The organism is Chryseobacterium sp. 22458 (assembly GCF_052044975.1).
Lineage (GTDB): Bacteria > Bacteroidota > Bacteroidia > Flavobacteriales > Weeksellaceae > Chryseobacterium.
Genome location: NZ_JBQEOA010000001.1, coordinates 1,055,368 through 1,080,321 on the forward strand (window position 1 = coordinate 1,055,368; position 24,954 = coordinate 1,080,321).

Annotated in this window: 24 protein-coding genes; 14 read left to right on the plus strand and 10 right to left on the minus strand. The window is 35.9% G+C overall.

The window, feature by feature from the left end; all coding sequences use genetic code 11:
- Positions 1-81 precede the first annotated feature (81 nt).
- Positions 82-990 carry a DMT family transporter gene (locus ACTJJF_RS04630; RefSeq protein ID WP_440698838.1) on the plus strand — a complete coding sequence of 303 codons (909 nt, stop codon included), beginning with the start codon at positions 82-84 and terminating at the stop codon, positions 988-990.
- Positions 991-1,040: 50 nt separating this feature from the next.
- Here the strand turns inward: ACTJJF_RS04630 and ACTJJF_RS04635 are convergent, their stop codons facing one another.
- Positions 1,041-1,694 (minus strand): metal-dependent transcriptional regulator, encoded by a 654-nt coding sequence (locus tag ACTJJF_RS04635; protein WP_312305951.1) that lies wholly within the window; start codon positions 1,692-1,694, stop codon positions 1,041-1,043.
- Positions 1,695-1,779: 85 nt separating this feature from the next.
- Between ACTJJF_RS04635 and ACTJJF_RS04640 the strand changes: the two genes are divergently transcribed.
- On the plus strand, positions 1,780-2,811 hold the full coding sequence (locus ACTJJF_RS04640; protein ID WP_440698839.1) for a threonine aldolase family protein: 1,032 nt from the start codon (positions 1,780-1,782) through the stop codon (positions 2,809-2,811).
- A gap of 162 nt (positions 2,812-2,973) precedes the next feature.
- Here the strand turns inward: ACTJJF_RS04640 and ACTJJF_RS04645 are convergent, their stop codons facing one another.
- On the minus strand, positions 2,974-3,474 hold the full coding sequence (locus ACTJJF_RS04645; RefSeq protein WP_440698840.1) for a hypothetical protein: 501 nt from the start codon (positions 3,472-3,474) through the stop codon (positions 2,974-2,976).
- Between the two features lie 377 nt (positions 3,475-3,851).
- Here ACTJJF_RS04645 and ACTJJF_RS04650 point away from each other — a divergent pair, with 377 nt between their 5' ends.
- The 10 genes from ACTJJF_RS04650 (at position 3,852) to ACTJJF_RS04695 (ending at position 18,587) form a co-directional block, all read left to right on the plus strand.
- Complete coding sequence (locus tag ACTJJF_RS04650) at positions 3,852-4,394, plus strand: peptidoglycan-binding protein LysM (RefSeq protein WP_440698841.1); 543 nt, start codon at positions 3,852-3,854, stop codon at positions 4,392-4,394.
- A 207-nt stretch (positions 4,395-4,601) separates the two neighbouring features.
- On the plus strand, positions 4,602-5,147 hold the full coding sequence (locus ACTJJF_RS04655) for a peptidoglycan-binding protein LysM (protein ID WP_440698842.1): 546 nt from the start codon (positions 4,602-4,604) through the stop codon (positions 5,145-5,147).
- 710 nt (positions 5,148-5,857) lie between these two features.
- Positions 5,858-6,403, plus strand: coding sequence for a peptidoglycan-binding protein LysM (locus tag ACTJJF_RS04660; protein ID WP_123280015.1), 546 nt, complete (start codon positions 5,858-5,860; stop codon positions 6,401-6,403).
- Between the two features lie 224 nt (positions 6,404-6,627).
- Positions 6,628-7,173 carry a peptidoglycan-binding protein LysM gene (locus tag ACTJJF_RS04665; RefSeq protein WP_440698843.1) on the plus strand — a complete coding sequence of 182 codons (546 nt, stop codon included), beginning with the start codon at positions 6,628-6,630 and terminating at the stop codon, positions 7,171-7,173.
- A gap of 79 nt (positions 7,174-7,252) precedes the next feature.
- Positions 7,253-8,053 carry an Fn3-like domain-containing protein gene (locus ACTJJF_RS04670; protein ID WP_312305967.1) on the plus strand — a complete coding sequence of 267 codons (801 nt, stop codon included), beginning with the start codon at positions 7,253-7,255 and terminating at the stop codon, positions 8,051-8,053.
- Between the two features lie 9 nt (positions 8,054-8,062).
- Positions 8,063-10,867, plus strand: coding sequence for a COG1470 family protein (locus tag ACTJJF_RS04675; RefSeq protein ID WP_440698844.1), 2,805 nt, complete (start codon positions 8,063-8,065; stop codon positions 10,865-10,867).
- A 10-nt stretch (positions 10,868-10,877) separates the two neighbouring features.
- Positions 10,878-12,308 (plus strand): hypothetical protein, encoded by a 1,431-nt coding sequence (locus tag ACTJJF_RS04680; protein WP_312305971.1) that lies wholly within the window; start codon positions 10,878-10,880, stop codon positions 12,306-12,308.
- Positions 12,309-12,834: 526 nt separating this feature from the next.
- Positions 12,835-13,569 carry a sensor histidine kinase gene (locus ACTJJF_RS04685; RefSeq protein ID WP_440698845.1) on the plus strand — a complete coding sequence of 245 codons (735 nt, stop codon included), beginning with the start codon at positions 12,835-12,837 and terminating at the stop codon, positions 13,567-13,569.
- On the plus strand, positions 13,566-14,213 hold the full coding sequence (locus tag ACTJJF_RS04690) for a response regulator (protein WP_440698846.1): 648 nt from the start codon (positions 13,566-13,568) through the stop codon (positions 14,211-14,213). The genes ACTJJF_RS04685 and ACTJJF_RS04690 overlap by 4 nt, the downstream gene beginning before the upstream one ends.
- A 465-nt stretch (positions 14,214-14,678) precedes the next feature.
- A complete protein-coding gene (locus tag ACTJJF_RS04695; protein WP_440698847.1) occupies positions 14,679-18,587 on the plus strand; it encodes a response regulator in 3,909 nt (1,302 codons plus the stop codon).
- A 331-nt stretch (positions 18,588-18,918) separates the two neighbouring features.
- Here the strand turns inward: ACTJJF_RS04695 and ACTJJF_RS04700 are convergent, their stop codons facing one another.
- From ACTJJF_RS04700 to ACTJJF_RS04735, 8 genes are all read right to left on the minus strand, one after another.
- Entirely contained in the window at positions 18,919-19,476 is a 558-nt protein-coding gene (locus tag ACTJJF_RS04700) for a DUF4256 domain-containing protein (RefSeq protein WP_440698848.1), read from the minus strand.
- 157 nt (positions 19,477-19,633) lie between these two features.
- Positions 19,634-20,032: a DoxX family protein gene (locus ACTJJF_RS04705; protein ID WP_440698849.1), complete on the minus strand. Its 399-nt coding sequence runs from the start codon at positions 20,030-20,032 to the stop codon at positions 19,634-19,636.
- Positions 20,033-20,050: 18 nt separating this feature from the next.
- The gene (locus ACTJJF_RS04710; protein ID WP_440698850.1) at positions 20,051-20,629 is read right to left on the minus strand and encodes a YdeI/OmpD-associated family protein; all 579 of its coding nucleotides are present in this window, start codon (positions 20,627-20,629) and stop codon (positions 20,051-20,053) included.
- 48 nt (positions 20,630-20,677) lie between these two features.
- Positions 20,678-21,142 carry an SRPBCC family protein gene (locus ACTJJF_RS04715; protein WP_440698851.1) on the minus strand — a complete coding sequence of 155 codons (465 nt, stop codon included), beginning with the start codon at positions 21,140-21,142 and terminating at the stop codon, positions 20,678-20,680.
- Positions 21,143-21,223: 81 nt separating this feature from the next.
- Positions 21,224-21,553 (minus strand): ArsR/SmtB family transcription factor, encoded by a 330-nt coding sequence (locus ACTJJF_RS04720; RefSeq protein WP_065397959.1) that lies wholly within the window; start codon positions 21,551-21,553, stop codon positions 21,224-21,226.
- Between the two features lie 271 nt (positions 21,554-21,824).
- Positions 21,825-22,505 (minus strand): NADAR family protein, encoded by a 681-nt coding sequence (locus ACTJJF_RS04725; protein ID WP_440698852.1) that lies wholly within the window; start codon positions 22,503-22,505, stop codon positions 21,825-21,827.
- Positions 22,506-22,513: 8 nt separating this feature from the next.
- Positions 22,514-23,599 (minus strand): phosphoribosyltransferase-like protein, encoded by a 1,086-nt coding sequence (locus ACTJJF_RS04730; protein ID WP_440698853.1) that lies wholly within the window; start codon positions 23,597-23,599, stop codon positions 22,514-22,516.
- Between the two features lie 46 nt (positions 23,600-23,645).
- Entirely contained in the window at positions 23,646-24,059 is a 414-nt protein-coding gene (locus ACTJJF_RS04735; RefSeq protein WP_068943368.1) for a helix-turn-helix transcriptional regulator, read from the minus strand.
- 149 nt (positions 24,060-24,208) lie between these two features.
- Here ACTJJF_RS04735 and ACTJJF_RS04740 point away from each other — a divergent pair, with 149 nt between their 5' ends.
- Positions 24,209-24,439 (plus strand): SymE family type I addiction module toxin, encoded by a 231-nt coding sequence (locus ACTJJF_RS04740; protein WP_440698854.1) that lies wholly within the window; start codon positions 24,209-24,211, stop codon positions 24,437-24,439.
- Between the two features lie 23 nt (positions 24,440-24,462).
- Positions 24,463-24,630: a SymE family type I addiction module toxin gene (locus ACTJJF_RS04745; RefSeq protein WP_409514661.1), complete on the plus strand. Its 168-nt coding sequence runs from the start codon at positions 24,463-24,465 to the stop codon at positions 24,628-24,630.
- Positions 24,631-24,954: the final 324 nt, after the last annotated feature.

The following is a 24,954-nucleotide window of genomic DNA, read 5'->3' on the forward strand; positions in this document are numbered from 1 at the left end:
AATTGCAAATAATTGCTCAAATTTCGTTAAAAACCAAGCAGTATTTGACGCAATTTTGCACTTTAAATACGATTTGAACTCATGAATATTGTAAAAGGATTTTGTTTGGCTGTTTTGGCAGCGTTATTTTGGGGGGTATCCGGAACATTTGCCCAGTTTCTCTTTCAGCAACGGGGGATTAATATTGAATGGATGATTACAATGAGACTTCTTGTTTCAGGTTTTTTTCTACTTGTTTTTGCAAAGTTTGGAGAAAAATCAGATCTTTTTGATATCTGGAAAAACAAAAAGGATGCTGTACAGCTTATTATTTTCAGTATAACAGGAATGCTTGCTGTTCAGTACACTTATTTTGCTGCGATTAAGCATTCCAATGCCGCAACTGCTACGGTTTTACAGTATGCAGGACCTGTAATTATTGCCATATATCTTGCTTTTAAAAACAAAAGAGTACCTGTTTTTCTGGAAATAATAGCCATTGTTCTGGCAGTATTGGGAACAGTCTTGCTTGTTACTCACGGAGATATTTCAAGTTTATCAATTTCCGGAGCTGCTTTGTTTTTTGGTCTGGCTTCCGCTGTATCTCTGGCTATTTATACCCTACAGCCGGTAAAACTTCTTTCAAAGTATAAATCTTCTTTGGTCATTGGATGGGGAATGTTATGTGGTGGAATTGTGTTCAGTTTTGTAAAAGCTCCATGGCAGGTAGAAGGTACTTGGGATTTACAGGCATTCGGGTACACTGCTTTTATTGTAATTTTGGGTACTTTGGTGGCTTTTTATGCTTATTTATCTGCTGTGAAGATTATTGGAGGGCAGAAAACAAGTCTTCTTGCTTCTATGGAACCTCTTTCGGCAACGGTTTTAGCCGTGTTATGGCTTAATGTTTCTTATTCTACGGTGGACTGGGTCGGGAGTCTTTTTATTATATCAACCGTTTTTTTATTGAGTATAAAGCCAAAGAAGGTCAAACCTGTAGAGGAGCATTGAAATTGATAGAAATTAATAGAATAAAAAAAACAGTGAAAATCACTGTTTTTTTATTTTTTTACCAATATCTTCTCTGTAGCTTTCTTACTGAGAATTTCTTTTTTACCGTCAATCTCTATTGTCATCGATTTATCAAAACTTTCAATCTTGGTAATCTTTACTTTGGTGTTCAGCAGAAGTTTTCTGTCATTCAGATAGCTTAAGAAGGCATCATCAGAAAGGGTAACCGAAGCAAAAACTACAGTTTCTCCGATTTCGCAGTTGCTTAGCTTCTGAAGATCCTGGGCAATGATATTTCCGTCTTTGTCAGGAATAGGTTCTCCATGGGGATCGAATTTCGGGTAATCCAGAATTTCATCCATTTTATCAAAAAAGATCTGAGAATGTACATGTTCCAGCTGTTCTGCAATTTCATGAACGTTTTCCCATCCGAAATTCATTTTTTTTACCAGAAACATTTCGGTAAGCCTGTGTTTGCGAACCACAAGAGCAGCTTCACGTTTTCCGCTTCCGGTAACGATCAGGGGCTTGTAGGTTTCATAAATGACCCATTTTTTTTCTGCAAATTTCTTCATCATATTATTAACACTCGGCATTTTTACATTTAAAAATTTACTGAGTTCATTAATCGTCACCTTTCCTTCATTGTCAACTAAATGAAACAAAGCTTTCAGGTAATTTTCTTCTGTTAGGGTTGTTTTCAAAATGTTAGATGATTTTCAATACAAATCTAACAAAATAAAACGGAAAGATTACTCTTGTTATTTTAACTTTTTTTAATTTTACTCTATGAAATTTTCATTCAAAAACGATTATTCCGAGGGATGTCACCCGAATATCCTGCAAGCACTCTTACAATATAATCTTGATCAGCAGGCCGGCTATGGCGAAGATGAGTATTCATTGAAAGCGAAAGTATTGATTAAGGAAAAGATTAACGGCAAAGATGCTGATATCTATTTCGTTTCCGGAGGAACCCAGGCGAATTTAATTGTGATTTCTGCTATTTTAAAACCTTACCAGTGTGTGATTTCTGCTTCGTCAGGGCATATTCTTAATAATGAGACCGGAGCGATTGAAGCAACAGGCCACAAAGTACTAAGCATTGAAACACAAGATGGAAAGCTGAAGCCTTCAGATATTATCCCGGTACTGGAAGAGCACAGAAATATTCCTCATCAGGTAATGCCTAAGCTGGTTTATATTTCAAATTCTACGGAATTGGGAACCATTTATCAAAAGAAAGAACTGGAAGAACTTTCTGCATTTTGTAAGAAAAATCATCTGTATCTGTTTATGGATGGGGCAAGGCTTGGGCATGCTCTTACTTCTGAGATCAGTGATCTTAGTCTTGAAAATATAGCTGCTCTGACGGATGTGTTTTACCTGGGCGGTACTAAGAACGGAGCGTTGATAGGAGAAGCGATCGTCATTAATAATCCTGTACTTCAGGAAGATTTTGCATTTAATATCAAACAGAAAGGTGCCTTACTGGCAAAAGGAAGGCTGTTGGGAATACAGTTTCTGGAACTCATGAAAGACAACCTGTATTTTGATCTGGCAAAACATGCCAACCAACAGGCGATGAAGATCAAAAAAGCAATGCAGGAAAAAGGTGTGAAATTTCTTTCAGATACGTATACGAACCAGATTTTTCCCATTCTGCATCATGACCTGATCCAGGTTTTATCCGAAGATTTTGAATTTTATGTCTGGAAAAAAGTGGATGAAGAGTTTTCTGCCATTCGTCTTATTACTTCCTGGAGTACAAGTGATGAAGCTGTAAACCGTTTTATTGAAATTATTCAGACAGAACTCTAGTTGGTTTTAAATTGTATAGGCGTATTACTGATCTAAGAAGACTGCAAGATCTATACGTGGTTTAAATTATAAATTTATACAAACAGAAAGTTAGCGATCCATAAAAAATGCTGTTCCTTACATCCGGGAGCAGCATTTTTTATTGTATATTTTGAAGTATTTTTATTTTACAGCTTTGGCTACAGCCTTACAGTCGGCAGCAATCAGTTGTTGTCCGTCTTTATAGCTGATCTTTTTTTCGTCAGCATATTTAGACTGCCCGTCTTCTTCTTTATGATCTCCAATTCCTTCCGTTAAAGTATTGTCTTGTTGAAGGAAGTAAATATCTCTCTTGCTTTTCTTGCCTTCAGAGGTAAATTCGTAAGTCAGCTTCAGGGTATCTCCGGATTTAAAACCTGTTACATCTCCTTTAGAACTGTCTTTTTCGCTGTTTTTATAAGATAATTTTCCGGTAATTGTTCCCAGATTGTCATCTATAGAAGCGAAAACACTGTCTTTTCCGGTTGCACCCACATAGCAATATGATTTTGGTCCCAGGGTGTCTACTACAGGTTCAGTAACTGCGATGGTGTCAGCTTCAACTTTTGGGGTCACAGTTTCCGTTTTCTTATTACAGTTCATTAAGAACGCTGAAACAGCACTCAGTAAGATTAATTTTTTCATATCCTTAATTATAATCAAATTTCTATTTGCTAAATTAATAATAGTATTTGTATATAAAAAATACTTTTCTTGTTTGGGGTAGTAATGAGCTTACATTGTTGAAGTTCTATGATAATTTTATTGCGGATTTTTAAAAAGAAAGCAGATATTAGTATCCGAACCAATAACATCTGAAAGTCATCTTTCTTTTGAAGAAGATAAACAGTAATCGTAAACCACTATTAAGAATTAACTCTATCAGATTGAATATCTGCAAACTGTATAGTGGCAATACTCAATCAATGATGAAAAAAGCTTTGGTAATGTCAGATAATGTTATTAGATTTATAATGAATTCTGAATGACCATATTATTACACCTCACTAAATTTATTAATCATGAAAAAGCAAATTTTTATCGTTGCACTGTCTCTGGCAGCAACCGCCTTAGGAACCCACCGGGTTATGGCACAAAATTCAGAGCAGGTGAGTACATCAGTAAATATTATTTTATCGGACGTTATTGCAATGGACATTGGCTCTGTTGCTTCAGAAGGTACTGTAGATTTTAATTATGGGAGCACAAAAGACTATAATTCTTCAAAAAATGTAACCGTTCCCAATAGTTTAGTCATTATTTCCTCTAAAAATTTTGATGTAAAAGTAAAATCTGAGGGGACACACTTTGTAAGCGGCGCAAACATAATTCCCGTAGATATATTACAGGTAAAAGCAATACCGGGCGGAAGTTTGGTGGGAACCCTGAATGAGGTTACTTTATCTACGGCTGATCAGGTGCTGGTGAGTAATGCGAGTTTAGGGACCAAACAGTCTTTAAATATTGCCTATTCCATTTCGGCGGAAAATGCATCCAAGGTCCTTCTGGGAAAACCACAGGGAACTTACACCCAAAAAATAACTTATACTGCCACTGCATTGTAAGTAAATACTAATTTTTAAATAGAAAAAGCCCTCAGTACTGTCAAAGTATTGAGGGCTTTTTCTATTTAAACTCAATGAGTAAGCCTGTAGTGATTTTACTACACGAACTTCCTTTTTCCACTACAGAGAAACTTTTAGCACCACTATAAATTTGCAGTATACAAAAGACAACAATTAAGTAAAAAATAACAATTAAATAATACTGCCATGACAAAACAAATCGTAATCACAGCCTTAACTTTTGGAGCCATCATATTTGGAACTAACAATGTTCAAGCTCAAAATACAACAGCAACTACAACCGTAAATATTACCCTGAACGATGTGATCTCTATCGATGCAGGAAGTACTGCCATTGGTAATACGGTAGATTTTAACTATGTTACTGCAGCAGACTACAACTCTGATCAGACCATTACTAAAGCCAACTCTTTGAAAGTTACTTCCACAAAGAACTTTAATGTTAAAGTAAAAGCAGGAGGTACTAATTTCATGAATGGAACGAACTTAATCCCTGTCAATGTTTTGACTATCAAAGCAGCTACAGCTGCCGGAACAATGGGTGGAACAAAAAATACTGTAGTTTTATCTGCAACAGATCAGAATTTAGTTACCAATGCTCCTCTAGGAAGTGCGTTAACACTGAATCTGGATTACACTATTCCGGCAGCGAAATCATCTTCTTCTGATATTTTAGGTAAACCAGCGGGAACTTATACGCAAACAGTAACGTATACCGCAACTGCTTTATAAATTAATTTTTCATATTAATATTTTGTGATTTGGTGTTTCGAAGGCTTCCTACGGGAGGCCTTTGATTTTGTATGTATTGTACGGATATAGATAAAATTCAAAATCCGGTAATTTTATATTACGACAGCTTTATAATAGAAATAACAGCAATTAATATACGAGACTGTCCAAAAAGTTTGGCAGCCTCTTGTTGTTATAAAGAAATAGAATTTAGGAGAGTTTGAGGGGCATATAAATGTCTTGAATCAACCTTAGATCTGACACTTTATATAAAAAAACAATTCTTGTTCGATAAAATTTGAATAGAATTAACAGGTCGCTCCTCCGGAGCTTTATTTTATGGGGATTTCATTTTTCTACTAACAGTAGATCCCGATGGGATCAAAGTTAGCTCCAATGGGAGCTGACTGTTAATAGAACGTATTTGTTTTAAAATTAGAGCTCCGGAGGAGCGACCTGTTAATTCATAGCGTAAATATTAATATTTTCAATGTAATTATACTTTTTATCGGACAGTAATGGGTTGCATAAAAAAAACTGTCCTTTTTGAACAGCCTTTTTTCTATTTAAGTCAAAATGATAAACCGTGTAGTGATTTTACTACACGAACTTCCTTTTTCCACTACAAGGAAACTTTTAGCACCACTATAAATTTGCAGTATACAAAAGATAACAATTAAGTAAAAAAATAACAATAAAATATTACCATCATGAAAAAGCAAATCGTAATCACAGCCTTAACTTTTGGAGCCATCATATTTGGAACTAACAATGTTCAAGCTCAAAATACAACAGCAACTACAACCGTAAATATTACCCTGAACGATGTGATCTCTATCGATGCAGGAAGTACTGCCATTGGTAATACGGTAGATTTTAACTATGTTACTGCAGCAGACTACAACTCTGATCAGACCATTACTAAAGCCAACTCTTTAAAGGTTACTTCCACAAAGAACTTTAATGTTAAAGTAAAAGCAGGAGGTGCTAATTTCATGAATGGAACGAACTTAATCCCTGTCAATGTTTTGACCATTAAAGCCGCTACAGCTGCCGGAACAATGGGTGGGACAAAAAATACTGTAGTTTTATCGGCAACGGATCAGAATTTAGTTACCAATGCTCCTCTAGGAAGTGCCTTAACACTGAATCTGGACTACACAATTCCGGCAGCGAAATCATCATCTTCTGATATTTTAGGTAAACCAGCCGGAACTTATACGCAAACAGTAACGTATACTGCGACTGCTTTATAATAAAAAACACATCAATTTTATAATAAAAAAAACACATCAATATATATGCCCTCAGTACCTGAAAAGTATTGAGGGTTTTTCTATTTATCATATAAATAAACCATGTAGTGATTTTACTACATGCACTTCCTTTTTCCATTACAAAGAAACTTTTATCGCCGCTGTAGATTTGTAGTGTTCAAAAGAGAACAGTTAAACAGGAATAACAATTAAAAAATACTGCCATGACAAAACAAATCGCAATCACAGCCTTAACTTTTGGAGCGATCATATTAGGAACCAATAATGTTCAAGCTCAAAATACTACAGCTACCACAGCTGTAAATATTACCCTGAACGATGTAATCTCTATCGACGCAGGAAGTACTGCCATTGGTGGAACAGTTGCCTTTAACTATGTTACAGCAGCAGACTATAACTCGGATCAGACCATTACTAAAGCCAACTCTTTGAAAGTTACTTCCACGAAGAACTTTAATGTTAAAGTAAAAGCAGGAGGTCCAAATTTCGTCAATGGTTTAAATTCAATTCCTGTAGAGGTTTTGACCATTAAAGCCGCTACAGCTGCCGGAACAATGGGCGGAACAAAAAACGATGTGGTTTTATCTGCAGGAGAAAAAACCTTAGTTGCAAATGCGCCACTAGGAAGTGCCTTAACACTGAATCTGGACTACATCATTCCAGCAGCAAAATCATCATCTTCTGATATTTTAGGGAAGCCGGCCGGAACTTATACGCAAGCAGTAACTTATACCGCAACTGCATTGTAATAAAATTTTTAGTTTGTAAAGGCTTATTTTGCTACGTTTTCAGTAGTTTTGAATCTTTTATTATTAAACTATTTACACCATGCACAAGTTTATTCACCTTTTCATTTTCTTTATTCTTACAGGATCTTCTTCACTTTTGGCACAAAGTATCTCTATGTCGCCTACACGCTTGTTTTTCACAGGTAATCCAGGAGAAAAAGTAACAAAGACAGTCACGCTTCAAAACAGCTCAGACAAGGATTATGTTTTTAATCTTAATTATAAAGATTGGGTTAGAGAAGAAGACGGAAATAAGGTTTATCTTGAAGCAGGCAGTTCAAAGACTTCCAATGCCTCCTGGGTGTCTACCTTAGAAAACACTGTAACAGTTCCTGCGAAAAGTACAAAGGAGATTGTAGTAACCATGCAGATTCCGGCAAACGCATCACCGTCTGCCGTTACGAACAGCATGCTGTTTTTTACTCAACTTCCTCAGCAGGCAGATAAGGCACGTATTCAGAATGGTATTGGTATTATCACTTTATTTGAGGTGGGACTTCACATCTTTTACACTCCACCGGGAAACCATGTGAAAAGTTTGGATATTACCAATATTTCAGAAGTGAACAATGAAAATGCAGCGAATAGAAAAGTTGCAGTAAGCATCCATAATGATGGAAACACCATTAATGATGCCACCGTTGAGTTTGAACTTACCAATACAGATACTGGTAAAGAAATAAAATTACCCGCAATTTCCATCTCCATGTTTCCGGATACCAATCAGGTTGTTCAGTTTTCTTTACCAGAGAACATTTCAGGGAATTTCCTTGGTGTGGTTATCGTCAAGATGGCAGAATCCAATGATTTACGTGTAGGAGAAAAAAACTTTAAATTTTAAAATTAAGCTTTGAAACCACAGAATGGAATATCAGTATCAGTATTAAGAAGAACAATCTTATTTTTTGTATTTGTTCTTCTGCACTTTTCGTGGGCCTCTGCACAGGAAAAGAAGGATATACAAATCCATTTTGAAAGTGACAGTGTAACTGTTGAGAAGGGTTCTACTTTTACTAATTTCCTGGTCATTGAGAATAAAAGTTCTGAAGAGATGACGATTCAGAATATCATCCCTCAGGAACAATATCCGGGATTGCTTTTCTATCCCAAAAATGACTTTACCTTAGGCGCGGGTCAGTCTAAAAATCTTCCTGTGAAACTGATCGCTAACGTGGATTTTATGAAACTGAGATCCAATAAGATCCAATTCCAGGTTTCGTACGCCACTCCAACGGTTACCAGAACTGAAAGCGCCTCGTTCTTCGTCGCTAAAGGCGAGAACAAAAACATCGCAATTTATACAGCTACCTACGAAAATTTCATTAACCCAGCTTTGCCCCAATCCTCAATTCTGCTGACGGTAGAAAACCAGGGTTATAGTAAACGTACCGTTAAGATTGATTTGCAGTCAATTCCTGATGGTCTGGAAATTTTGCCCAAACAGCAAACCTTATCTCTGGAAGGTTTAGAAAAACAAACCGTTGAGATCAAAATTGCAGTCAGAAAACAGAATACGCTTTATCCGGAATTTAATATTAATGCAATCGTCACAGATCTGCTTGATAATAAAATTGTGGGAAGCAACACACTCTACCTGGTTATTTTATCGCACAACAGACAAATTGCCCGTGGAAACGAAGGGGTGAGCGGAAGTAACTTTGCGGAGATGAGCTATAATGAAAACAGTTCAGGTTTCAATTTTCTTCAATTGAGGGGAAACACAGCATTCCGGGTGACTGAGAATTTAAAATCACGCTTCAATATCGGTGCAGATTACTATTTTGAAGACGGCCTTTATAACGTGTATGATACCTGGCTGGAACTGGAGAGAAAAAATACGGTTTTACGCTTGGGAAATGTTAACAGCAGTGATTACGATTACCCGGTTTTCGGAAGAGGTGGGAAAATTTCTACCAGATTTGGTAACAATAATCAGGTTGAAGTTCTTGCACTGGAAAATAATTATAATCTGTACGGTACTTATTTCAAGCAAACAGAAGGATCTACCATGGTGGGTGCAAAATATACCTTTGGAAATGCTAAATCTTTCAACGGGAAAGTATCTTATCTATTCGACCATGATCCACGCTTTAACGTAGATACACAGGTAGCGAATGCGGTAACATCATTGTTCATTAACGAAAAACACATCATCCGTACGGAGGTGGGTGTGAGCAACGAAAAAGGCCTTTCGAATAAAGACGAAAACACAGGAGCTTCAATGGGAGCCAATTACGAGGGGAAAATAGGAAAATGGGATATACAATCTTTCAATTCCTTTGCCACCAAAAGTTATGCAGGGATCAAAAGAGGATCTTTTTTCTCAAATCAACGGATCGGGCACCAATTTTCTGCTGCTCAGCGAGCTTTTATACAATATCAGAATTCGCAGATAGAACCAGAGTTCCTGAGTTATCAGAGTGAACCCATCCAACCTGGGAATACCTCTAATTTGCGTTATTATTTTAACAGTACGGAGGCTTTGGGACTAGGATATCAGTTTTCTTTAAAGAAATGGAATTTCCTACTTTATCCAAAGGTTGAAAAACAAAAAACAGCTAATTTTTACTCATCGCAGGAGCTTTTTTCTTACCGGTTGGAAGCCAACATCAGTACTACATTGGGTGCCCACGGATTGAACCTGACGGCTGAATATTCTTATTCAAAAGAGAATGATAATCCGGAATGGTTCAACAGTTTGAAAACGACTTTATCTTACAGATATAAGTCATTTTCTCTCAATGGAACAGCCCAATGGAATGCAATCAGTGTCTTTGATTTAAATTCTTATTATGATGGAAACCGTAATTTCGCCAATTATAATGTGTATGCCTCCTATAATTTCCAGATGTTTAATCATAATCTGACCGGATCTTTTTCAGCCGGAACCTTCTATTCGGAACTTTATAAAAATTTAAACAGCAATATCACCGGTAATCTGGAATATAAGATTTCGCCTTCCTGGTCCACCACAGGGTATTTTAATCTTTCCGGTTATAAATCTACGGCTGAATATGCAACCAGTGGAAGTTATTACCAGTTCAGAGTGGGGATTAAAAAATATTTTACCACAGCAACAGCTCTCGGAAATCATAAAGTGGCTTTCCAGTTCTTTGAGGATAAAAATTTTAATGGCCTTCTGGAATCCGGCGAATCGGTACTTGCTAATGAAATTGTAAAACTGGACAATTATGTAGCGATAACAGATAAGAATGGAAAAGTAGTTTTTCAGAATGTGCCTGAAGGTACTTATACACTGAAAATGAACGAAAGTGCAGGCGCCCGATTGATGATGGATCCTGCCATTATGGTGCATGCCAATATTAACCGTAAAGTAGGCTTGGTAAAAAACATCAGGGTAAGTGGAAAATTAACAGAGATCAGACAAGCCTACGATGTTTTGGAAACGGATGTAACCGGAATAGTGGTGTATGCAAAAAGTGAAGATGGCAGCATCTATACTGCCGTGGTAAATCAAAAAAATGAGTTTGAATTTTTCCTGAAAGATGGTAAGTATAAGATCTATATTGAAAATGACAAATACAGCTATACACAACCTACCCAAACTATTCAGGTGACAAAAGAAGGGTACTCAAAAACCCTAGTTTTTGAATATAAGAAGAAAGACACCACTATTAAGGTGAAAAAGTTTTAAATTTAAAAGTATGAAAAAGATGAGGTCTTTTCTAATAGGAGTTTTTACCGTGTTGTGCGGTTCTGCAGCTACGAAAGCTCAGGATGTTTACCTGTCGGTTCCTGAAAGTAATATTTTTAACAGGAGCGAATTTACTTCAGTACCTACAAGAGTAATGACGAACGCCAACAGAACCAACTGGGATTATGCCTTTTTGGGATTACTCCCGACAGCTCCTACATTTACCTCTGTTTCGGGGCCTAATTTTACTCATTCTTCTTCTTCACTCACTTTACCCGGCACCACGCTTTTGTGGCAGTTGGAAAGTATGGGTGGACAGATGCCATCTACCGGACTTTCAGGTTATTTACCAGGTTTCCAGTCGTTCAGTACAAGCGCTGTAAAATGGTTTGAACCGCCATCCATCAGTCTGGGAGGAGGATTCAACCGGGGAAATATCAATTTTATATTTAAAATTCCTGCTTCACAATTTAGTGCCAATGCCTTTCGGGCTGGCAATTACTCCATGGATATAACTCAGAATTATAATGACTTCACACCCCGTAATTTTAAAACAATTTTGGTCATTCCTTCAGCTATAAAATGGGTAGCAAACTCTTTAACAAAATACATAGAAATATCTTCTTTAAATGACTACCGCAGTACAAGCACGAGGGTGTGGGATTTGGGGAGTACAGAAATCGCAAATACGGTTGATTTTAATTTTTGGGCCAAAGCTGCCACAAATGTTCAGTTTACGTCATCTAAAGGCGTTCCGGGAACCAGAAATATAGCAAGCATTAAATTGGGTAGTAACGGATCTTCACTCACAACCAAAGCCTTATCTTCCGATTTTCAAAATTTTTCTCCTGCTAATTTCAGTGTTGTAGCAGGAAACAGAAACAACTTCATTCCACAACTTTATGTGTCTGCGGAAGATTTTAAAAACTTCTTTTTTGAAGCCGGAACGTATACGTTTGACTTGAACTTCAATGCCAGCAGTACAGATAACTCAATTAGCAGTTTGCAAAATACGGCTGTTCAGTTAAAGGTGCTTCCTCTTTCGGAGATCACCATCCCCAGTTCCGGACGCAACGTCAACTTCAATTTTAATACCGCTGCCCATTACACCGACGGTCAGTCACAAATGATTCCCAACCAAATCATGTTGTCCAATAATGAAAATTTTGAGCTCTATGTAAAATCGGACGAAAATTATTTCAAGAAAGGCGGTTTACAGACCAATATCAATTCAAATATTTTACAAATTGGCATAGATGGGAGTTCTGTGAATGTTCCCTTATCCAAAACTCCTCAAAAACTCCTCTTTAACGGAGCACCGGTTTTGGACCGTGGATTGAACGTAAGATACACTATATCACCTGCGGGTGCCCAAAGTTTGGTAGGGAAGGAAAATACCACTTACTCTGTCAATGTTTATTATAGCTTTACAGCCATTTAACGATGCTTTCTGAAATAGCCTAGCTTTCGTTGTATGGCTGGCTTTGTCATATCAATGGATCAAAACCACAGAACTGTCTGAAGTATTTCTATATACAAACATTTTCTTCGTTGATGAGTTTTGCTCTATCTATACTTCAATATTTTCAGTACCTGTGAAGTATTTTGGTCGTTTATTTATCAGATATTGTTGCATTACCTTGTTATTTTATTCTGTATCATCCAGCTGTTTGCAATCATCTTTTTACCCATTTTCCGTAATGCAAGTAACAGTTTGCCAGTATGGAATCTTGTCGGAATATTATGCCGAACAAAACTATTTTTAGTTAAAGAAAATAGGTGATTTATTATTTTAGGTAAATCCTATTTGGTTTTTCTTTTTACTAATATGATATTTTTTATAACTTGCCGGCTCCTGGAAGAAAGCTCTGAAATAGATGTTTTTAGTTGCATTTAAGCAATATAACCTTTCTGCCTTCTTTCAAAAAAATAATTCAAACAGCTTCTCAAACCGTGATACTTAATTTATGAATGATTTTATCAACGAACTCCAATTAAAAATTGAAAGACTGGAAAACGAAATCAATTTCAAGAACGGATTGATCTCGATTTTGTCCCATGACTCAAAAGAATTTTTTGGAACCTTTCTGTGGCTTACAGAAGAGCTGGAGCGAAAGACTATAAGTGAGGACGATTTTTTTAAGTTGTTGCCACAGGTAAAACGGGATGCTCAGAAGAATCTGCAAACTATTCAGGACAGCATTGCCTGGCTAAAAACACAATACGGGGAATTTAAGATTAAACCCGTTAAAATCATGGTGATGGATCTTTTTCACTATTTGGAAGAAAAATATGCTGCTCAATTAAAAGAAAAAAACATTAAGTTTTATTTTAAAGGAGATCACAATGCATTTCTTACTGGCGATCGCCTATTGCTCGAATATGTTTTAGACAAAATTTTCAATAACGCCGTAAAATACTCATTTCCGGGGCAAGATGTTTACTTACAGGAAATTACAGAAGATGATGAGGTTGTACTTTCTATAATTGATTCCGGAACAGGAATCAATGAAAAGTATTTACCTGGGATCTACACTTATGGTAATCCCATATTCCTGGGAACTGCGGGCGAGAAAGGAGCGGGATTAAGTTTGAAAATTGTAAAAAATTTTATATCCTTGCTTAATGGAAACATTCAAATCATTTCCACTGAAAATAAAGGCACCACGGTTTCCCTTTTTTTACGTAAATTTATAGTATGATGGGTTTAAAAGTAAACATTCACATTGTTGTAGCAGACGATCATGGTATCGTCCGGATGGGGTTGATACAAACAATTAAACGACTCAGACCAGATGCCGTCATTTCAGAGGTAGAGGATTATAAATCGCTGTACAAATTAATTCAGAAAGAAGAATTTGATCTGGCCATTATGGACGTTAATATGCCTAATGGTACGGTGCAGGAAGCAATAGATTACATAAAAATTCACCAACCGGCATTAAAAATTTTAATATTTTCTTCACAGGATGAAGAGCTGTATGGGATGCGTTATCTGAAAATGGGTGCTGGTGGCTATCTCAGCAAGCTAAGTTCCACTGAAGTCATTGAGGCTGCTTTAACGGCAATGCTTAGTAAGGGCCGATATATAAGTGAGAATATAAAAGAAGCAATTCTTTTAGAATCATTAAATGGTACGGCCAAAAGTTCTCCCTTTGAAGCGTTATCAGACCGCGAACTGCAAATTGCCAATAAGCTTGCGGAAGGTCTTCCCCTCAAAGAAATTTCTAATCAGCTGAATCTCCATTCATCAACGATCAGTACTTACAAAATCAGGTTGTTTGAGAAGCTGAAAATAAAATCCATACCCGAATTGGTAGAGATCCTCAGGCTGTATAACCAGTAAATATTTTAGCATAAAAATTTGATGGTGGTTTAATGAAAACTATTCAACGCTGATTTTCTGTCTTTCAAAATCTCTTACTAAAGATTTTACTCTAAGGACATTCGCTATATCTCCAGCTTTGTTGGCGATGAGGTGGTCACTGCATAAATGAACCTTCTGGGTCACTTAAGGAGATATAACTGTTGTATATAGATTAGAAATTTTATGATGATTCTGGTCAACTTTCCTTCATAATACCGATTTCTTCTTTAAAAATATATAATTTGCTTTAATTCATTTGAAATATTTATCTATATGTGTTTATTGTCAAATTTACTGTAATGAAATGTAAATAATTTCGTATTTTGGTTTACTTATTAATAATAATTCCAAGGGCTTAAAAATATTTAAAATATAAACTTTAATGCCTTGATTATCATTTTTTAATAATCAAAAAAGAAAAGTCTCTAATTGTTGATATAATATATGAAGAAGTATCCAATTCCCGCAAATGAAGAAGGAAGAATGAAAAAACTGGAGTATTTTGATCTTTTAAAACTTGAAAAAGATCCCCAGTTAGACATCTTTGCAGAAACAGCATGCCTGGTGACAGACTGTCCTGCAGCGCTTATTGCCATGATGGAAAGCGAAACCCAGACTATTCAGAGCTGCGTGGGAATGGCATTGGATTTTGTAGACAGGAAAAATACGGTATGCCAATATTCAATTGCAAGTGGAGAAATTCTGATCATCAATGATACATTATTGGATGAAAGATCATCAGAAAACCCGCTTATTCTGGCAGGAGGAATCCGGTTTTATGCAGGAGTTCCTTTGATTGATGATGAAGGATTTGTATTGGGAACCATCTGCGTTATCGATTATAAACCTAAAACACTCACAGACGATCAGATCTCGACCCTGAAAAAAATTGGAGAGGCCATCACAAAAGTGCTTACGGGAAAAAGGAAAAATATTCAGGCTGAGTATTTTCAACAGACTTTTACCATTTCCAATAACCTGATCTGCGTTCTGGACAAAGATTTCTTACTGAAAGAGATTAATCCGGCCTTTGAAAATACTTTTCAAAGGGACAAAGATCAGATCATCAATCAGAATTTTCTTGATCTGATAGGAAATCATAATTCTCAACTCCAGTTGCTTTCCAAAAATCTTCCCGATACAGATGAAGAAGTAACTTTTACGACTTCAACAAAAATAGGTGATACTCAGACAATAATTATTGAATGGTATTTAAAGCTCAATCAAAATCATTCTGAGATTTTTTGTTTTGGAATCAATATCACCCAACGCATCGAAGAAAAGCTTAAACTGGAAAGCTCTGAGCGCCGCTTCAGAAGCTTCTTCGAAAATGCCATAGGCTTGATGAGCATGCATGACATGGAAGGAAATATCATTGCGGTCAACGAAAAAGGGAGAGAAACACTTCAATATTCTGCTGACGAGGTAGAACGGTTGAATTTAAAAGACCTTGTTCCTAAAAAAAACTGGGCTCTTCTTGAACAATACCTCGAAAGAATCAACAAAAACCAGGAAGATTTCGGAACCATGATCCTGAAAGCAAAAGGAGGTGAAGAAATGATCTGGATGTACCACAATCTTGTGGAAATTAATAAAGAAGGAAACCCATATGTGGTGAGTACCGCACTCAATGTTACTGAAAGAGTAAGTCTGGAAAAAGATCTTGTTTATACCAAAAAGATGCTGGAACAGACAAGTGCCGTTGCCCAGGTGGGAGGATGGGAGGTCAATCTGAAAAACAACACGGTTTTTTGGTCACAGTCTACCCGGGAAATTCATAAAATAGATAAAAATTTCCAGCCTGATTTTGAAAATGCGCTGGGTTTTTATAGTGAAAAAAGCCGTGAAAAGCTGGAATCCTTATTCGAAAAGGCTGTAAAAGAAGGCGTTCCTTACGATGAAGAATTACAGCTTATACAAAATGACGGTGTGATGATCTGGGTAAGGGTAAAAGGGATACCGGAATTTGAAGATGGAGTATGTACCAGAGTCTACGGAATCATTCAGAATATTGATACCTTCAAAAATATCTACCTTGAACTGGCCAGAAAAGAAGCCATGCTGCAGTCTTTTGTAAAATATGTGCCTTCTACTGTAGCCATGTTTGACAAAGATCTTAATTACCTTTCTGTAAGCAGAAGCTGGAAAGATGAATTCCAGATGAATGATATCAGACTTATTGGTGAAAATATGTTTAAGATTTCCCCTGATGTACCAGATGAAAGAATAAAAATATATCGGGATGCATTGTCAGGAAAGGCTTACAAAAATGAAGACATGGCCATTGAAGTTCCAGGTAAAGGGATCATTCAGCATTATAATATAGAAGTTACTCCATGGTATCTTTCCAGTAATGTCATAGGCGGAATTATTGTTTCTGCCCAGAATATTACAGCCTCTGTGAAAATCAATAAAGAACTAAAAAATGCCAAGAAAATGGCAGATATTGCGAGCAAAGCAAAGTCTGAATTCTTAGCCAATATGAGCCATGAAATCCGGACTCCGCTGAATGGTGTTATCGGTTTCTCTGACCTTCTTTTAAAAACTCCATTGAATGATATACAGACTCAGTATCTCAATTATATCAATGAATCAGGAGAAAATTTATTGAATATTATCAATGATATCCTTGATTTTTCCAAGGTAGAATCCGGAAAAATGGACCTTATTATTGAGAAGTCTAATATTTATGACATGGTAAGCCAGGTGATCAATGTAATCCTTTACCAGTCGCAGAAAAAAAATATTGAATTACTTCTGAATATTGAACAGGGACTCCCGGAAACCATCTGGCTGGATGAATCAAGGCTGAAACAGATTTTGATCAACCTCCTTGGAAATGCCGTGAAATTTACAAAACAGGGAGAAATAGAACTTAAAGTAGAAAAACTGAATCTGGACAGCAAGAATATCAAATTGAGATTTTCCGTAAGAGATACCGGAATTGGTATTCCTAAAGAAAAACAACAGCATATTTTCAATGCATTTACCCAGGAAAACAGTTCTATCAGCAAAAAATATGGTGGAACAGGTCTGGGATTAACCATTTCCAATAATATTCTGAAATATATGGGAAGCAGCCTGTCATTGGTGAGTGAACTTCAAAAAGGGTCTGTTTTCTATTTTGACTTAGAGGTTCCTTATGAGCTGTCTGACCGTCATGAAAACGAAGACCTGAAAATAAATAAGGTGCTTATTGTAGATGATAATGAAGCCAACAGGATTATTATTCAGCACATGCTTGCCTATAAAAATATAGATTCAAAGCTTGCGGCCAATGGAATGGAAGCTCTTCAGATACTTCTTGCCGGAGAACGTTTTGATGTCATTCTGATGGATTACCATATGCCTGTTATTTCCGGGCTGGAAACGATAGAAAAAATCAAGGAGCTGTTCAACAAACAAAATGAATCTTCTCCTCTGATTATTCTTCACACATCTTCCGAGGAACACGATGTTATTAATTCTTTCCGTCAGGAAAACAATTCGTTCTTCCTGCTGAAACCGATCAAGTCTGAAGAACTCTATAAAACATTGAGAAGAGCTGTAAAAAATACTGAAAAGGAGATAGCCACTATCTCACAGCCTGAAACAGAAACCTCCATACTGATGCAGGCACCGAAGGTTTTACTTGTAGATGACAACCCGGTCAATATGGTTCTTAACCATAAAATAATGCGTTCACTGGTGCCGGATGCAGAGCTTACAGAAGCTACAGATGGACTTCAGGCCGTTTTGCAGTGTAAAGAAAAAACATTTAATATCATTTTGATGGATGTTCAGATGCCGGTAATGGATGGTATTGAAGCAACCAGACAAATCCGCTTACTCCCGGAATATTCAAATGTCCCGATTATTGGGGTAACGGCAGGTAATGTACTGGGAGAAAAAGAAAAGTGCCTGGATTCCGGGATGAACGACTTCCTGCCTAAACCTTTAAGACAGGCAGATTTGTTAGAAATGCTTAAAAAGTATATCATTAAAGAAAATAATAACCCTGCTAAAGATTCTTCCCATCAGGAAAATTACCTTGATATAAATATCCTGAACGAACAGATAGGGGATGATGATGAGGACTTCAGAAAAATATTCCTAAATCTTGTCGTAGATCAACTTACTCAGGATGAGGAGAATATCAAAAAAAGCACCGTAGAAAAAGACAGTGCCAATCTGAAACTGATTCTTCACAAACTTAAAGGAACAGCTGGAACAGCAGGACTGGTAAAGCTTACAGAACTTACTGCCAGCTGGGAAAACAAAGCAGATCCTGACATGGATTTTATTTCCATGCAAAAAGAAATTATCTGCGAGATAACAACAGGATTACAATTAATTAAAAATCTAATACAATAAAAAACTAAAATTATACTGATTCTATTGTTTTTTAACCACAATCTAAACACTTAAGTTATGTAAGTGACAACCTTTGTGCAAAGAAGTATTCCTAACGCTTGAAAACCTCTGATTTTCTTATTGTAGATGACTCTTGTTGTACTTTTTGTCATTACTTTAGGAATCTGGATCCGATATTAAAATAGAGTTTAACCACAAAAGGCACAAAAGTTTTTAAGCACATGAATTAATTAAAGTGATCAATTTTGCGTATAGAAGTACACTTAAGTTGAAAAATCTTTGATTTTTCATCCTCACTCTAGTACCCTCAAACCCTCATACTCTAAAGCTCTCAGACTCTCAAACTCCCCCTAAATCCTCTCGCTGCATAATAAGAATCTGCACCATTATGATAATAGAAAACCGTATTGTAGCGTCTGTCACAGAAAACAGCGCCACCATGCTCTCTGATTGAAGAGGGTGTCTGTACCCAGCTGGATGTTTTCTGATCAAATTTTCCAAGTTCCTGGAGCTTGCGGTATTGTTCTTCCGTTAAAATTTCAATACCCATTTCTGAAGCTTTATCAATAGCATTGCTTTCCGGCTTGTTGGCTTTTCTGGATTCCCAGGCAGGGTAGTCGTAGCAAAGGCTTCTGCGTTTCGGGCTTTCTGGCGAGCAGTCGAAAAAGAGGTATTCATCTGTTTTTTGGTTATAATCTACCACATCAGGTTCACCTTCTGTTTCTTCCATTTCGTTTAAAGACCATAGCTTTTCGGGGTTGGCTTCCAGTTTGGCCTGTATTTTCTCCCATTTCAGGCCTTTATGGCGGTTCATGTTTTTTTCAAAACGGGTTTGCAGTACTTTTAAAAGATTTTCGCTTTGTTCAGATGTTAAGGATTTTTTTTTCATATTAAATTTTGTTTTACTGTTTGTTATTTTGAATGAGATGGTTTCTGTTGTTTACATCGCAAGGGCACAAGAGGTCTTAGAGGTTGAGAATATTTTTAAGGCGCAAAGATTTTATCTTCGATAAAATTACTTTAAACAACTTTCCTATCAAAAATTATTAGTTAATAATAGTGAGTTTTCTGTTGGAAGGTCTGAAATACCATGAAATGATAACCAAAACCAGTAATAAGACCGCAGGAAAGGTTCTTCCGGCAGAATCACCAACAATAAGATGTGAAATAACAGCCCCGGACATCACGAAGAAAAATCCTGCATAGGCCCATTCTTTTAAGAGTAATCGTTTCGGGATGAGAATGGCGATAACGCCCAGCAGTTTCCATACTCCAATGATGGTCATAAGATAAGCAGGATAGCCAAGATTGGTGAAATTGGCAAGCTCATCTTTATTTTTCATAAGCTGAACAATGGCTGTAGATACCATGCCTAGTGCCATCCAAAGGGTAAATATCCAATAGATGATCTTTGTTCTTTTTTCTGATCGGTTTGAGGTTTCCATATAGATTACGTTTTGTGATTAGTCGTTAAGGCCTTTTCCTTCGAGGATTTGAGGGATGCATTTTTCAATTCTTGCTTCCCGGGTTTTGGATTGTTTGGCGGAGGAAAAGTAGAGTAGGTAGGCCCTTTGCCGGCCCGGTGTCAGGGATTCAAAAGCTACTTTTAATAAAGTATTCTGATCCAGCTTGTCTTGAAATTCATCAACCATTTCGAAGTCTTTGGTTTTCTTCATTTCAACTTTTGCTCCTGATTCTTCAATTTCTACGGCTTCAAACATATAAGTCCGGAGTTCCTTTTCAAGATCATTGATCTGGTGAAGGTCTGTAAAACGGATCTGTCTTGCTGCCTGCACATTTTCAGACTGCTGAATTAAAATCTGGTCCGGATCTTTCATTAAAGCACCTTTAAAAAAGAGTAGGGCACAATATTCTTTAAAACCATGAATCAGGAAAATATTTTTCCCTTCATAAGTATAACAGGGGCAGCCCCATTTTAAATCTTCTACCAGTTCGGTACTTAGGGCAATGGTTCTTAATTTTTCAAATTCTTCTTTCCATTGGGTGGCTTTATCGAAGAAAAAATCAACTTTTGTATTCATGTGTTTTGTGTTTGAGGGTTTTACCTACAACCTATTATCTACAATCTGCTACCTGTTACCTAATATCTCCTGTAAACGATTATGCGCCATATTAATTCCCTGTGCGAAAGGCATTTTCAGGTGCTGGTCTCTGAAATCTACGGATTTGTAAATGGTCTGGATCGTGATTTTGCTGGTGGTATCCGTTAGTTTTTCAAATTCTAAAAACTCAATCTGAACCGGAAAAGGGGTATTTTCCATCTGAAAAGTTCTTATAATTTTCTCATTCTGAACAATATCGTGAATGGTTCCATTGGCACTGAACATCACTTCTCCCTGAGGATTTGAGGTTTCGAAACGGTAACTTCCGTGGGGTTGGTTTTCAAACTTGGTGACTTTGGTTCCCATCCATTGTTCGAAAAGTTCAGCTTCTGTATACGCTTTGAAAAGCAGTTCTACCGGAAGATCAAATTCTCTGATGATGAAGATTTCCTGTTTTCCGTCTTCTGCGTGAATTTTTGTTTTTAGTTCCATATTTTGAGTTTAAGGGTTTTGGTGTTTGAGAGTGGGAGAGTAAGAGAGTAAGGGTTGTTGGGGATGATTACTCATTGCCCATTACTTATTACTTATGTTTTGATATGCTTTCATCACACTTTCAAGCTTATTGAATTTCTCATCCCACATTTTGCGGAATGGCTCTATAAAATCTGCTATTTCTTTCATTTTATTGGGATTAAGGTGGTAAATAATTTCACGGCCGTTCTGCTCCGATCTCAACAGTTCACACTCTGTAAGGATCTGAAGATGCTTGGAAACGGTAGGTCTTGCGGTATCGAAATTGGAAGCAATGGCTCCTGCAGTCATAGATTGTGCAGCCACCAGCATCAATATAGATCTTCTGGTAGGGTCTGCGATGGCCTGAAAAACATCTCTTCTTAAATTCATTGTGTAGTTATTTGACTACAAATATATGTGTAGTTATTTAACTACGCAAATTTTTTGAAAAATTATTATTCATAAAAGTTATTAGCTTTACTTCTCAAAACTACTTTTATTATAATCCATTATATTATTTACAGATAATATTTTATAGTAAAATAGGATTATTTGGAAACTAATATTAAAGAAAAAATCCTCACTTCTAAAAGTAAGGATAATATTATATAACTGAAAAATATTTTAAACTAACTTGTCAGATCAAGATATGGCTATTATATTATGTAACATAACTATTAAAAAAATCGAGTTGTCGATTATCAAAATATTTTTTAAGATCATTTATGAATTTTTCTCTAAAGTCAATATTCTCAATTTCTTGTCCAAATAAATTGAATTCTTCAATTTTAGGTTTTTCTACAATTAATAATGAATATTTATCAGGTCCTCTATATTGCTCTCTTAATTGCATTAATAATCTTCCTAAAGCATTTTGTCCTATATAAATTGAATGATCTTTATTAGGAATTGCTCCCCAATAATTATCCTTATTTGAATTTTCAACAATATTTAAATCTTTGGATGAATCTAAGATATATCCGAAAGTTATAAAGTGTTGAGCAAGTTTAATATTAAGGCACCATTTCATAACTTTTAGCTTTATATCATCCCAATCTTCTCTGCTATTTTTCTTGTTTGCATTACTAATCATTTTTACCTTCATTGGGCTCCTTTCAGAAATAATTTCTTTTTGTAACTCAATCAAATGAGGAAATCTACAACATTGATATAAAGCTTCAGTATTCAATATTTTAGTATTGTTAACTAATAAAGGGAATTTCATAGACATATTGGATAACTCACCATAACTATCATTATTTTTTTTAAAAATGATTGAGTTTGTAGGATCATATGCTCTGATATGTTCTATAGGAATATCATATTTTCCTTTTATTTCCATGTTCTTTTTTAGTATTCTATATAATTTCTTCTAAATAAAGGTGTCCATCCATGATGCCCATACCAAAAAATAAGAGGAGTATTATAAGGGGCATTTCTCCAAGTAAAAAATAAAGTTCCAAAGCCTAAACTATTTTCAAGTCTTAGTCCATATCCCAAGGGTCTTGCTCTGGCGTTATCTAGTAAACCTTCTGATCCATTGTAAATATCTATACAAATTTCTGAAATAATTTTTTCATATCGTTCTCTATTTTCTTTGCTGGAATATAATTTTTCTTCATCTGGTATATCATCAGGTCTATAATAGAAATCTTCTTCTTTATAATAATTTGATGTATTTAGTTTGTTTTTTATTTGATTTTCACACTCTTCAACCTTATCAGATTTATTTGATTCGCTTAAAATAAAAAAATTGAATTTACAATTATCTTCAAGGGTATTATCTATTTCCAAACCACTATTCCAAGAGTAATAAATGTTTAGAGAGTATTTTAATCCATGTCTTAATCTACTTATTACTTTATATATATTTTTTTTATGTAGACAAAAAAAACTTAAAAGAAGCTTAGCATCATTTTCTATAAAAACTTCTAAATTAGTTTTACCATCAACATTTTTTTCAAAGAAAAAACCTTTTGAAGTTTCGGTATTATTTGCTAAGCCTTTATAAAGTGTATCTCCTGTACATAAGACATCGTCAAAATATAAATAATATTTAGCTTTTATATTAAAGTGATTACTTAAATCAAAGTTAAAGTGCTCATCACAAACTTCATAAAGTAAATTTAATAAAATTTTTTGACTTTTTCCTTCAGGTTGATGATCTATTATTCTTACTTCCTCTAAGAAATCCTGTGGTGTAGCAAAATTATGTTTCTCATATAGAAATTCAATTCTATTTTTAATCAAAAGCTTGGCATTTTCTAAAGATAAATAGCGGTGCTTCATTAAATGTGTTGTTTCTTCTAGGATAAATTCTCGATCTTCTTCATGAAACTGATTTATCCATTCTTCAATGAGATCTTGAGACATTAATTCGTCTTCTATTCTATAGTCTTTTATTTGCTCAAAAAGATTTGATATTTTTGTTTTCATTTAATTTGTAGTTTGTTATAGTTATTTAGTTTTATTGTTTAAATATTTATTTCTTTTCTATCAACCTCTCCAATTTCTCAATCATCTCCTTCTGTTGCTCCAGCATACGCTCATAAAGTTCCACCATTTTATCAATAGGATTGAAAGTAGGCTGATAGCTATACAATGAATTACCCGTAGCATTATCATTGTTATTGACGGTATTAGAAATAATATTCACAGCCTGTTCCTCATCAAAATTCTCAATCGCCTCAGCTGGTACCTTCAAAATCTTCGCTACCTGTGCCAGAATATCAGATTCTACGGTTTCTTTCTGTTCTAAAAGAGAAACTTTCTTCTGGTTCCAGTCATCACCCAATTCAAAAGCTAAGGCTTCCTGTTTGATGCCCAGCATTTCACGGAAACGTTTTATATTTCTACCCTGATGTATTTTTTTATTTTGCATATCTGTGTCAATCATAATAACAAATATAAAGTTTTTACCGCTGAAAAAGAAGCCTGTTTCTAAAATAAATTATCTTCTAAAATAGCTGCTTTTCAGCATAAAATATCCTATTCATAACTGGTATAACCTGCCGGATATTTCTTGCTTTAATGAAAAACAACAAAATGAAAGAAATAGTTATTCGGGGCAAATATAAGATGGTGTCCATTAGGAACCTTACGGTTTCCCATAAAGCATTTGGAAGAGCCTATAGAAGATTGGTTTTCTTCCCGGAAATCCGGCTGACAGGGAAGTGGCTGCTGGAGTGTGGTTTTGAACCGGGAGATAAAGTACTGGTGACAGTTCGGAGGAATCAGATCACTTTAGAAAAGGAGATGATCTATAGAGAAGTGTAGATAATACAGATTTCCGGCTGATAGTGCTGAGGTTTGTTTTTTATAATCTCTCGCTGATTTTGGAGATTACGCAGATAAATAAAGGGAAGTGGCTGCTGGAGAGTGGTTTTGAACCGGGAGATAAAGTATTGGTGACAGTTCGGAGACATCAGATTATCTTAGAAAAGGAGATGAATTATGAAGAGGTATAAATAAGACAGGTTTCTGGCTGATATTGCTGAGACTTGTTTTTTTAATCTCTCGCAGATTTCGGAGATCAAGCAGATGATTGGGGATTACAATCTACGATATTTGCATAATCTGTGTGAGGCTTTTAATTAAATGCAAAGTTAAAGGTGTCTCAGTTTTTGAAAGAGCTACCCTGGAAAGGTAGTATACTGTAGACGCAAAGATAGGGACTTTATATTTTTAGGGAGCTGAGAGTGGGCAAGTGAACTTGCCTGATGAAGGTGAGTGGGTAGAGTTTCGGGGGGGGGGGGGGGGGGGCGCCGAGGGAGGTTAGGAAAAAAAAAATA

Bases quoted from the DNA above. Each gene is read 5' to 3' on its own strand.
- ACTJJF_RS04630 (WP_440698838.1), top strand. From the start codon at position 82: ATGAATATTGTAAAAGGATTTTGTTTGGCTGTTTTGGCAGCGTTATTT.
- ACTJJF_RS04670 (WP_312305967.1), top strand. From the start codon at position 7,253: ATGCACAAGTTTATTCACCTTTTCATTTTCTTTATTCTTACAGGATCT.
- ACTJJF_RS04720 (WP_065397959.1), bottom strand. From the start codon at position 21,553: ATGAATTTAAGAAGAGATGTTTTTCAGGCCATCGCAGACCCTACCAGA.
- ACTJJF_RS04695 (WP_440698847.1), top strand. From the start codon at position 14,679: ATGAAGAAGTATCCAATTCCCGCAAATGAAGAAGGAAGAATGAAAAAA.
- ACTJJF_RS04715 (WP_440698851.1), bottom strand. From the start codon at position 21,142: ATGGAACTAAAAACAAAAATTCACGCAGAAGACGGAAAACAGGAAATC.
- ACTJJF_RS04700 (WP_440698848.1), bottom strand. From the start codon at position 19,476: ATGAAAAAAAAATCCTTAACATCTGAACAAAGCGAAAATCTTTTAAAA.
- ACTJJF_RS04650 (WP_440698841.1), top strand. From the start codon at position 3,852: ATGAAAAAGCAAATTTTTATCGTTGCACTGTCTCTGGCAGCAACCGCC.
- ACTJJF_RS04680 (WP_312305971.1), top strand. From the start codon at position 10,878: ATGAAAAAGATGAGGTCTTTTCTAATAGGAGTTTTTACCGTGTTGTGC.
- ACTJJF_RS04655 (WP_440698842.1), top strand. From the start codon at position 4,602: ATGACAAAACAAATCGTAATCACAGCCTTAACTTTTGGAGCCATCATA.
- ACTJJF_RS04740 (WP_440698854.1), top strand. From the start codon at position 24,209: ATGAAAGAAATAGTTATTCGGGGCAAATATAAGATGGTGTCCATTAGG.
- ACTJJF_RS04725 (WP_440698852.1), bottom strand. From the start codon at position 22,505: ATGGAAATAAAAGGAAAATATGATATTCCTATAGAACATATCAGAGCA.
- ACTJJF_RS04660 (WP_123280015.1), top strand. From the start codon at position 5,858: ATGAAAAAGCAAATCGTAATCACAGCCTTAACTTTTGGAGCCATCATA.
- ACTJJF_RS04665 (WP_440698843.1), top strand. From the start codon at position 6,628: ATGACAAAACAAATCGCAATCACAGCCTTAACTTTTGGAGCGATCATA.
- ACTJJF_RS04735 (WP_068943368.1), bottom strand. From the start codon at position 24,059: ATGATTGACACAGATATGCAAAATAAAAAAATACATCAGGGTAGAAAT.
- ACTJJF_RS04645 (WP_440698840.1), bottom strand. From the start codon at position 3,474: ATGAAAAAATTAATCTTACTGAGTGCTGTTTCAGCGTTCTTAATGAAC.
- ACTJJF_RS04690 (WP_440698846.1), top strand. From the start codon at position 13,566: ATGATGGGTTTAAAAGTAAACATTCACATTGTTGTAGCAGACGATCAT.
- ACTJJF_RS04640 (WP_440698839.1), top strand. From the start codon at position 1,780: ATGAAATTTTCATTCAAAAACGATTATTCCGAGGGATGTCACCCGAAT.
- ACTJJF_RS04685 (WP_440698845.1), top strand. From the start codon at position 12,835: ATGAATGATTTTATCAACGAACTCCAATTAAAAATTGAAAGACTGGAA.
- ACTJJF_RS04710 (WP_440698850.1), bottom strand. From the start codon at position 20,629: ATGAATACAAAAGTTGATTTTTTCTTCGATAAAGCCACCCAATGGAAA.
- ACTJJF_RS04705 (WP_440698849.1), bottom strand. From the start codon at position 20,032: ATGGAAACCTCAAACCGATCAGAAAAAAGAACAAAGATCATCTATTGG.
- ACTJJF_RS04730 (WP_440698853.1), bottom strand. From the start codon at position 23,599: ATGAAAACAAAAATATCAAATCTTTTTGAGCAAATAAAAGACTATAGA.